Source organism: Neisseria sp. HMSC055H02 (genome assembly GCF_001813335.1).
In the GTDB taxonomy this organism is placed as follows: domain Bacteria; phylum Pseudomonadota; class Gammaproteobacteria; order Burkholderiales; family Neisseriaceae; genus Neisseria; species Neisseria sicca_C.
Genome location: NZ_KV812097.1, coordinates 26,975 through 35,548 on the forward strand (window position 1 = coordinate 26,975; position 8,574 = coordinate 35,548).

The 8,574-nt window shown below is 51.4% G+C and carries 7 protein-coding genes; 4 read left to right on the forward strand and 3 right to left on the reverse strand.

The window, feature by feature from the left end; all coding sequences use genetic code 11:
• The first annotated feature begins 558 nt into the window (after positions 1-558).
• Complete coding sequence (gene prmC / locus HMPREF2907_RS07545) at positions 559-1,386, forward strand: peptide chain release factor N(5)-glutamine methyltransferase (protein ID WP_070681930.1); 828 nt, start codon at positions 559-561, stop codon at positions 1,384-1,386.
• A 129-nt stretch (positions 1,387-1,515) separates the two neighbouring features.
• Here the strand turns inward: prmC and xth are convergent, their stop codons facing one another.
• Positions 1,516-2,286, reverse strand: coding sequence for an exodeoxyribonuclease III (xth, locus tag HMPREF2907_RS07550; RefSeq protein ID WP_070681771.1), 771 nt, complete (start codon positions 2,284-2,286; stop codon positions 1,516-1,518).
• Positions 2,287-2,475: 189 nt separating this feature from the next.
• Positions 2,476-2,757 (reverse strand): ArsR/SmtB family transcription factor, encoded by a 282-nt coding sequence (locus tag HMPREF2907_RS07555; RefSeq protein WP_070681774.1) that lies wholly within the window; start codon positions 2,755-2,757, stop codon positions 2,476-2,478.
• A 564-nt stretch (positions 2,758-3,321) separates the two neighbouring features.
• On the opposite strand from HMPREF2907_RS07555, the gene HMPREF2907_RS07560 reads away from it, so the two are divergent.
• Both HMPREF2907_RS07560 and HMPREF2907_RS12960 read left to right on the forward strand, forming a co-directional pair.
• Positions 3,322-4,203 (forward strand): lysophospholipid acyltransferase family protein, encoded by an 882-nt coding sequence (locus HMPREF2907_RS07560; RefSeq protein WP_070681777.1) that lies wholly within the window; start codon positions 3,322-3,324, stop codon positions 4,201-4,203.
• 208 nt (positions 4,204-4,411) lie between these two features.
• Positions 4,412-4,606, forward strand: a complete 195-nt coding sequence (locus tag HMPREF2907_RS12960; RefSeq protein WP_070681781.1) for a hypothetical protein — start codon at positions 4,412-4,414, stop codon at positions 4,604-4,606.
• Positions 4,607-4,614: 8 nt separating this feature from the next.
• Here the strand turns inward: HMPREF2907_RS12960 and glnE are convergent, their stop codons facing one another.
• Positions 4,615-7,305, reverse strand: a complete 2,691-nt coding sequence (gene glnE, locus HMPREF2907_RS07570) for a bifunctional [glutamate--ammonia ligase]-adenylyl-L-tyrosine phosphorylase/[glutamate--ammonia-ligase] adenylyltransferase (RefSeq protein WP_070681784.1) — start codon at positions 7,303-7,305, stop codon at positions 4,615-4,617.
• Between the two features lie 259 nt (positions 7,306-7,564).
• Between glnE and dapD the strand changes: the two genes are divergently transcribed.
• Positions 7,565-8,386 (forward strand): 2,3,4,5-tetrahydropyridine-2,6-dicarboxylate N-succinyltransferase, encoded by an 822-nt coding sequence (dapD, locus tag HMPREF2907_RS07575; RefSeq protein ID WP_036491649.1) that lies wholly within the window; start codon positions 7,565-7,567, stop codon positions 8,384-8,386.
• The last annotated feature ends 188 nt before the right edge of the window (positions 8,387-8,574 follow it).

Below are 8,574 nucleotides of genomic sequence, written 5' to 3' on the forward strand. Positions count from 1 at the left end.
CTGGTTCGAGCCCAGGTCGGGGAGCCAAATATAAAAGCCTGATTGTTTCAGGCTTTTGTCTTATTTACTTAGAGGTCGTCTGAAATATTTCAGACGACCTCTCTCGCTTTTTATGATGTTTTAAATACGACGCATCCTTATTTATAGGAAATTTTCCAATCAGGAATACACAGCCTAATCCTTGATTCTTAGGGAAAATAGTGGTTCAAGAACGTTTAGCGTTATGATGCTTGTACTGTTGCTTTTTATTATATATGTTCATTTACTAAATAAGAAAATGCATAGGGTAGATATGTAGGATTTTTGAAGCAGTATAAGTGGATACGATTTTCAATAGTTTTCGTGTTTTTCATCAAACGACATCTTCTATGGGGAAATTCTCACAAGGTGTTCACGCTTGTTTTGGCTTTCGTCTTGAATCTGTTGCTTGGTGAACAAAAAAAGCTACTTGGAAAATTAAATGTTGGTAAATTCAAGGAAATCTTGGAAGTATTTTATATTTGTTTTTAGCAGGCAGAGTTGATGAATGATAAGATGGAAATGAATGAAAAAAGAGTGATGACATTAGATGACTGGATACGGCAGTCTCCACTACCGCGCATAGAGGCACGTATGCTTCTGCAAAAGTCAGGAGGTTACAGCCGTGTTCAATTAATAATGCAGGGAGCAGAAGCGATTCCGGCAGATGTTTTCGTGCGGTTGGAGAGTTTGGCGGAACGTCGTCTGAACGGTGAGCCAATGGCTTATATCATGGGTGGCCGGGAGTTTTATGGCCGTTGGTTTGAAGTCTGCCCTGATGTTTTGATTCCCCGTCCGGAAACCGAGCATTTGGTTGAAGCGGTTATCGAACATCTTCCGAAAAACGGACGGATTTGGGATTTGGGTACCGGTAGCGGAGCGGTTGCCGTTACGGTGGCATTGGAGCGGAAGGATGCAGAAGTACGCGCGTCTGATATTAGCAGGCAGGCTTTGGTTGTTGCCTGTCGAAACGCAGAAAATTTGGGCGCAGCAGTTGAGTTTGCATCAGGATCATGGTTTGATACAGATAAAACGTCGTCTGAAGACAAATATCGTTTTGACGTTATTGTTTCTAACCCTCCTTATATTGAGGCAGATGACAGCCATTTGAATCAAGGAGATTTGCGCTTTGAGCCTCAAACGGCATTGACCGATTTTGCCGACGGCTTGACCTGTATTCGGGAGCTGGCACAGCGTGCGCCTGAATTTTTGAAAGAGGGCGGGTGGTTGCTGTTGGAACATGGATATAACCAAGGTAGAGTGGTACGGCAGATTTTGTCGGAAAATGGTTTTACAGAGATTGAAACCCGACAGGATTTGGCCGGTTTAGACAGGCTGACTTTGGGCATCAGGCGACATATTGAATAAGAGTTTTGGTGGTTTGAATAATAAAAAACCAAACGTCAAATCCGTACACACCAATACAGTTTGGAATTTAAAAAGGTCATCTGAAAACCCAATTTTTGGTTTTCAGACGACCTTTTTTAAGATTACGCTTTACAAATCAAATTCAGCCACGACCGGCGCATGGTCGCTCGGGCGTTCTTGCGCGCGCGCGTCCAAATCGACATAAACGTCTTTCAATACGGCAGACAGGGAGGGGCTGATGAGCTGGTGGTCGATGCGCAGTCCGAGTTTGCGTTGGAACATTGCGCCGCGATAGTCAAACCAAGTGTAAAACGCGCCTTCGGGATGAATCTGGCGCAGGCTGTCGGTCAAGCCCAGATCCAACAGATTTTTGAACCACTGTCTCTCGATGGATGAGCAGTGGATTTTTTCATGCCATTTTTCGGGGTCGTAGCAGTCGGCATCGGCTGGCGCGATATTGAAGTCGCCGAGCAAGACCAGTTTTTCGTGGCGCGTCATTTCGTCGCGGACAAATTCAGTCAATGCGGCAAACCATTGTTCTTTATATTGGAATTTCGGGCTGTCGAGGGCTTCGCCGTTGACGCAATAGACATTGATGACGCGCACGCCGTTGACGGTTGCGGCGATGATGCGGCGTTGCGGGTCGTCGGGCAGGGTAGGCAGGCCGACGTGTACGTCTTGCGGTTCGCTGCGGCTGATGATGGCGACGCCGTTGTAGGTTTTTTGTCCGCTCCAAACGCTGTGCCAGCCCATCATTTGCAGGGCGGCGGCGGGAAATTTGGCTTGGTCGAGCTTGAGTTCTTGCAAGACGAGGACATCGGGCTGATGGTCGGCAAGCCAGTTTTGCACCTGCGGCAGGCGCACGTTGAGGGAATTGACGTTCCAAGTGGTGATTTTCATGCGGATTCCGTGTGTTAGGGTCGTCTGAAAAGCGTTTCGGGCTTTTCGGGCAAAATAAGGACAAAACAAAAGCGGTTCATGCAAAACCGCTTTGTTAGGTAAACGGGACGTTATTGTAACATCAGGGGATTTTGGCGGCTGCCGGTTTTGAAACAAAAATCCGTTTGAGAAAATAAGGTTCAACAGCTCTTAGGCGGCTTTACGGTTTTCCAAATTGCGCAGCGTATTGAGGATGGCGGCGGCTTCTTCGGATACCAGCCGGTATTCGATGATGCGGTGGTAGCGGGTGAAATCGATCAGACCTTCGGAGCGCAGGCGCGCGAGGTGGTTGGAAACGGCGGTTGCAGGCTGTCCGAGCGCTTCGGATAATTCGGCGATGCTGCGTTCGCTGTCCATCAGCATAAACAAAATGGTCATGCGTTCGGGGTTGGCGATGAGTTTGAGAAGGGAAGAGAGACGTTTGGTTTCCATGGTGTATGCCTTTCTGTTCGTGTAGTTTGATTTGAGAAGCATTACAAAAAGAAGATGATTGTGATTCTTCTTATATTTTTACGAAATTTCAAATGCTTACGTTTGTAAGTGTACATCAATCAGGCGCAAAAGAGAGCATTTGCGTTTAAATTTGCCGTAAATAATTGTTGTTTGATCAAATCCCAATGTATTTTAAGATGAGCAAAAAGACGATTTTTTAGAAATGAAAAACAAGGTTTAATTTATAAGAAAATGAAAAGGCAGAAGTGTAGATTTGGGTTGAAATTTAAAAAATAATTTATAAACAGATAAATATAAAAAGCAAAGCTGTTTTTCCGATATTTGTATTGATAGCAGATAACTGTTTTTTAAAATTAACGAAGTTTTAGGGAAAGTCTTGTCTATACGTTTTCAGTCTGTAAAAATTTTACAACGGTTACTATCAATTTTGTTATTTGGTTTGAAGGAGCATCTTGATGGAAACGGCGTGCAGGCAGTCAAAGAGGTATCGACTGCCTGCGTATTCGGCTATACAATCCGACCACCTTTCTTTGGTATACCTTTATGTATATTCTGATTACCTTTTTCTTCAAACTCTTCGCCGCCATGCCTCTGCGCCTGTTGCACGCATTGGCGGGCGTGTTGGGCGGTGTGGTTTATTATCTGCGCCGTGAGGATCGCGAACGCGTATTTGACAATATGCGCACGGCCGGTTTGCAGTCCGATGAAGCGGCGGTCAAGGCTGTGTTCCGCGAAACCGTCAAAGGCGGGTTGGAATTGCCCGTGGCTTTTTTCAGACGACCTGAAAGCATAGAAAAATTGTTTGTAGAAGTACGCGGTTGGGAGCATGTACAGGCTGCGTTGGATGCGGGCGAAGGATTGTTGTTTATTACCCCGCACATCGGCAGCTACGACCTTGCCGGACGATATATCAGCCAACAGCTTCCGTTTCCGCTTACGGCGATGTACAAACCTCCGAAGCTTAAAGCGATGGATGAAGTCATGCAGGCGGGGCGCGTACGCGGTAAAGGTAAAACCGCGCCGACCAGTATTCAAGGCGTTAAGCAGGTCATCAAAGCCTTGCGTGCGGGCGAAGCCACCATCGTTTTGCCCGACCATGTCCCTGCGCCAGAAGAAGGCGGAGACGGTGTGTGGGCAGAGTTTTTCGGTAAACCGGCTTTTACCATGACGCTGGCAGGCAAGCTTGCGCAGGTAAAAGGGGTTGAGGCATTGTTTTTCTGCGGAGAACGCCTGCCGAAAGGACGCGGGTTTGTCCTGCACATCGAACCCTTACGCGGCGAACTGAACGGCGATAAAGAACACGATGCGCGGGTAATCAATGAAAATACGGAATATTGGATAAGCCGGTTCCCGACGCAGTATCTGTTTATGTACAACCGCTACAAACAGCCCGCAGGTGCGCCGGAGCCTCCCGGGTATGGGTGAAAAAATGTGAAAGGTCGTCTGAAAACCTGGTGTTTGAATTTTCAGACGACCTTTTTTAATCATTTTTGTGGACGGATTCCACGCTATGGGTTTGTTAGTAATTCGAGGTGGGGCACAAGATACGCCGTGCTTAGATTGATTTGAAACCCAACGAAAATCGGATAATTCGCAATGTTGGGTCCGACAATCCAATTTGCCTAAAGGTCGTATGAAAAGTGTTTTCAGACGGCCTTTTGCCTTGATGGCGCAGATGGTGGCGTGGGCTTTGCCTACGAAAATAGCGGGTAAAAGAGGTCGTCTGAAATTTTGGGTTTGGTTCGTGGACAAAGCCCACGCTACGGGTTTGGTAGTGGTTCGCGGATGGTACACGCTACGCGGTGGATGGTTTAATCCCCCTTCGTAACATCCGCTTTATCCGAGTTTCGCCTCTTGCCCAAAAACTTCCCGCCACAACTTCCTGACATTGCCGTAATGTGCCAGCAATTCGTCGGTTACTTCGGTTTTTTCCGCATCGCGCAGTTTGGTGTTGTGCTGTTGCTGGCGGTAGAAGCGGTAGGCGGTGCGGCTTTGTTCGGCGAGGGTTTTGCCGATGAGGCCGCAGTCGGCGGCGATGTTCAAGAGGGCGATGTTGCCGTAGTTGTCGAGGAGTTGCGGATATTTTCGGGCATGGGCAAGGATGAGGTATTGGACAATAAATTCGACGTCGACCACGCCGCCGCGTGCGTATTTTACGTTGCTGTCAACCGGCGGATGGGTGGGGAACATTTTTTCACGCATTTCGATGATTTCGCCTGCCAAGGCGGTTTGGTCGCGCTCGGCGGTGAGGATTTCGGTACGGATGCGGTCGAAGGCCGTCTGAATTCCGGGGGTGCCGCAGATGAAGCGGGCGCGGGTGAGGGATTGGTGTTCCCACGTCCATGCGTTTTCGCGCTGGTATTTTTCGAAGGCGGCGATGCTGTGGGCGAGAAAGCCGGCGTCGCCGTTGGGGCGCAGGCGCAGGTCGGTTTCGTAGAGGCTGCCTGCGCCGGTGGCGGCGGAAAGCCAGTTGGTCAGGCGGCGGGCGAGGCGGCTGTACACGTCGCCTGCGTCGGGATGGGGATCGTCGTAGAGGTAGACGAGGTCGAGGTCGGAGGCGTAGCCGAGTTCTTTGCCGCCGAGTTTGCCGTAGCCGACGACGGCGAATTGCGGGGTGTCGCGGTGTTTTTTGGGCATGTCCGCCCATGCGCACGGCAGGGCGGCGGCGAGTATGGTGTCGGCGAGGGCAGAAAGTTGGTCGGAGAGGGATTCTACCGTCCACAGTCCGGCGAGGTCTTGGACGGCGAGGCGAAAGACTTGGGCGTGCTGGAAGCGGCGCAGGGTGTCCATTTGCGCTTCGGTGTCGCCGCCGCAGGCTTTGAGGTCGTCTGAAAGGGCGGCGGCGAGGGCTTGCCAGTCGAACGCGGTATCCAAAAGCTGCGCGCTGATGAGTTCGTCCAGCAGAATCGGATATTTGCTCAGATATGCCGCCACCCATGAGCTTTGGCTCATAATATGCGCCAGTTGCGCCAAGGTTTGCGGATGCTCGTTGAGAAAGGCGAGATAGGCGGATCGGCGGCTGATGTTTTCGAGGAAGTCAAACAGCCGCATCAGCGTATCGGTCGGATTGGGTTGCTCGGCCGCCGCCTGTACAAACAGCGGCACAATGGCGTCAAAACGCGGCTGGGCGTGTGCGGAGAGATGGCGGTATTTATGGCCGTGCCGGATTTGGTCGAGCCTTGCGGCGATGGTTTCGGCATCGAACCCGTGTTCTTTCAGACGACCTTGCCGTTCTTCTTCGTCGGGTTTGTCCTGCCATGCCCATTGCCATTCGCTGTTGTCTTGCGTTTGCTCTTCGGGTTCGCTCAAAATTTCGTTGAACAGCTGATTCACCTTGGCGCGGTGGGCGTTGAGGTCGTCTGAAAAAGCGGCGTAGCTGTCGAAACCCATGCTTTCGGCGAGCAGTTGCTGCTGTTCGGGCGAGGAGGGCAGGGTTTGGGTTTGCTGGTCGTCCCAGTATTGCAGGCGGTGTTCGACGTCGCGCAGGAAGCGGTAGGCGGCGAGCAGGGTTTCGACGTTTTCAGACGGCATGATGCCCAGCTCGGCAAGTTTCTTCAGCGTTTCCTGCGTGCCTTTCAGTTGCAGCGCGCGCATTTGTCCGCCGCGTATCATTTGGAAAATCTGGGCGATAAATTCGACTTCGCGGATGCCGCCCGCGCCAAGTTTGATGTTGTCCGCCATGCCTTTTTTGCTGACTTCGCTGCGGATTTGGCGGTGCAGGTTGCGCATCGCTTCATACGCGCTGTAATCCAGATATTTGCGGAATACGAAGGGGCGCACCAGCGATTTGATGTCGTTCGGATACGGCGTAACCACGCGGCCTTTGCACCACGCGTAGCGTTCCCATTCGCGCCCCTGCGTAATCAAATATTGCTCCAGCGCGGTTTCGCTCAATACCAACGCGCCCGAATCGCCGTCCGGCCGCAGCCGCATATCGACGCGGAATACCTGCCCGTCGGCGGTGATGTCGTTCAGCAGCGCAATCAGTTTCTGCCCGACTTTGGTGAAAAACTCCTGATTGCCCCGTTCGCGCCTGCCGTCGGTGTCGCCCGATTCGGGATAGACAAAAATCAAATCGATGTCGGAAGACACGTTCAACTCATAGCCGCCCGCCTTGCCCATCGCCACCACGCTCAAATGCTGCGGCGATTTGGTATAACGCCCGATCGGCGTGCCGTACATGTCCTGATAATAGGCGTAGGCAAAGTCCAACGCGGTATTGACGGCAAAATCGGCAAACAGCGTAATCGTGCGGGTTACTTCGTTTAAATCGCTGATGCGGTTTATATCGCGCACGATAATCTGCGACACCACATAACGGCGCAACTCGCGCAACTGCCGCGCCAATTCTTCATCGTTTTCTTCCGCGCGGATTTGGTCCCAATCGGCAAAGGCTTGGAAATCCGCTTCGGTTAAAACCTTGTCCAACATGGGCAGGAAAATTTCGGGCTTGAGTTTGCCGTTGTCGAGCTGGCGGGCGAGGAACAGGGAATGGCGGCGGGCAGTGTCGAGGCAGTTGTCGGACATTTTGGATTCCGTTTGGAAGGATGGCGGGAATGGGATAGTGGATTAACTTTAAATCAGGACAGGGCGAGGGAATGCCGTACCGGTTTAAAGTTAAGGCACTATATCATAGCAATCTTGGAGGTCGTCTGAAACAGCAAAACACCTTTCAGACGACCTTTGCAAAAGCTGACGGCAAAGCGTTTACATGGCAAAATACCGCCTGTTTGCGGGTCATCCGAATTTTTCAGACGACCTTTTACCCTCTTCAAAAGGAATCCCCATGTCTTTGCAAAACATCATCGAAACCGCCTTTGAAAACCGCGCGGACATCACCCCGACCACCGTTACCCCCGAAGTCAAAGAAGCCGTGTTGGAAACCATCCGCCAACTCGATTCAGGCAAATTGCGCGTCGCCGAACGCTTGGGCGTAGGCGAGTGGAAAGTCAACGAATGGGCGAAAAAAGCCGTGTTGTTGTCGTTCCGCATCCAAGACAACGAAGTCCTCAACGACGGCGTGAACAAATACTTCGACAAAGTGCCGACCAAGTTTGCCGACTGGTCTGAAGACGAATTCCGCGCCGCAGGTTTCCGCGCCGTACCTGGTGCCGTTGCGCGCCGCGGCAGCTTCGTTGCCAAAAACGTCGTATTGATGCCGTCTTATGTCAACATCGGCGCATACGTTGACGAAGGCGCGATGGTCGATACTTGGGCGACCGTCGGTTCTTGCGCCCAAATCGGTAAAAATGTCCACTTGAGCGGCGGCGTCGGCATCGGCGGCGTACTCGAACCCCTGCAAGCCAGCCCGACCATTATTGAAGACAACTGTTTCATCGGCGCGCGTTCTGAAATCGTCGAAGGCGTGATTGTCGAAGAAGGCAGTGTGATTTCCATGGGCGTGTTCATCGGACAATCCACCAAAATCTTCGACCGCACTACCGGCGAAATCTACCAAGGCCGCGTACCGGCAGGCTCGGTTGTCGTGTCCGGCAGCATGCCTTCCAAAGACGGCAGCCACAGCCTCTACTGCGCCGTCATCGTCAAACGCGTGGACGCGCAAACCCGCGCCAAAACCAGCGTCAACGAATTGCTGCGCGGTATTTAACCGGCGAACAGAAAAGGGGAGGTCGTCTGAAACAGCCCGAAACATAAACGGGCTTCAGACAAACGGTTTCCCTGTTTGAATGGCAAGAGGTCGTCTGAAAACCGGATTTCGGGTTTTCAGACGACCTCTTTATTTATACGGAATGCAGCGATATTGCGTTGTATAGTGGATTAAATTTAAACCAGTAC

Coding starts and splice junctions, on each gene's coding strand:
- glnE (WP_070681784.1), bottom strand. CDS start 7,305: ATGTCCGACAACTGCCTCGACACTGCCCGCCGCCATTCCCTGTTCCTC.
- xth (WP_070681771.1), bottom strand. CDS start 2,286: ATGAAAATCACCACTTGGAACGTCAATTCCCTCAACGTGCGCCTGCCG.
- HMPREF2907_RS12960 (WP_070681781.1), top strand. CDS start 4,412: ATGAAAAGTGTTTTCAGACGGCCTTTTGCCTTGATGGCGCAGATGGTG.
- HMPREF2907_RS07560 (WP_070681777.1), top strand. CDS start 3,322: ATGTATATTCTGATTACCTTTTTCTTCAAACTCTTCGCCGCCATGCCT.
- dapD (WP_036491649.1), top strand. CDS start 7,565: ATGTCTTTGCAAAACATCATCGAAACCGCCTTTGAAAACCGCGCGGAC.
- prmC (WP_070681930.1), top strand. CDS start 559: ATGACATTAGATGACTGGATACGGCAGTCTCCACTACCGCGCATAGAG.
- HMPREF2907_RS07555 (WP_070681774.1), bottom strand. CDS start 2,757: ATGGAAACCAAACGTCTCTCTTCCCTTCTCAAACTCATCGCCAACCCC.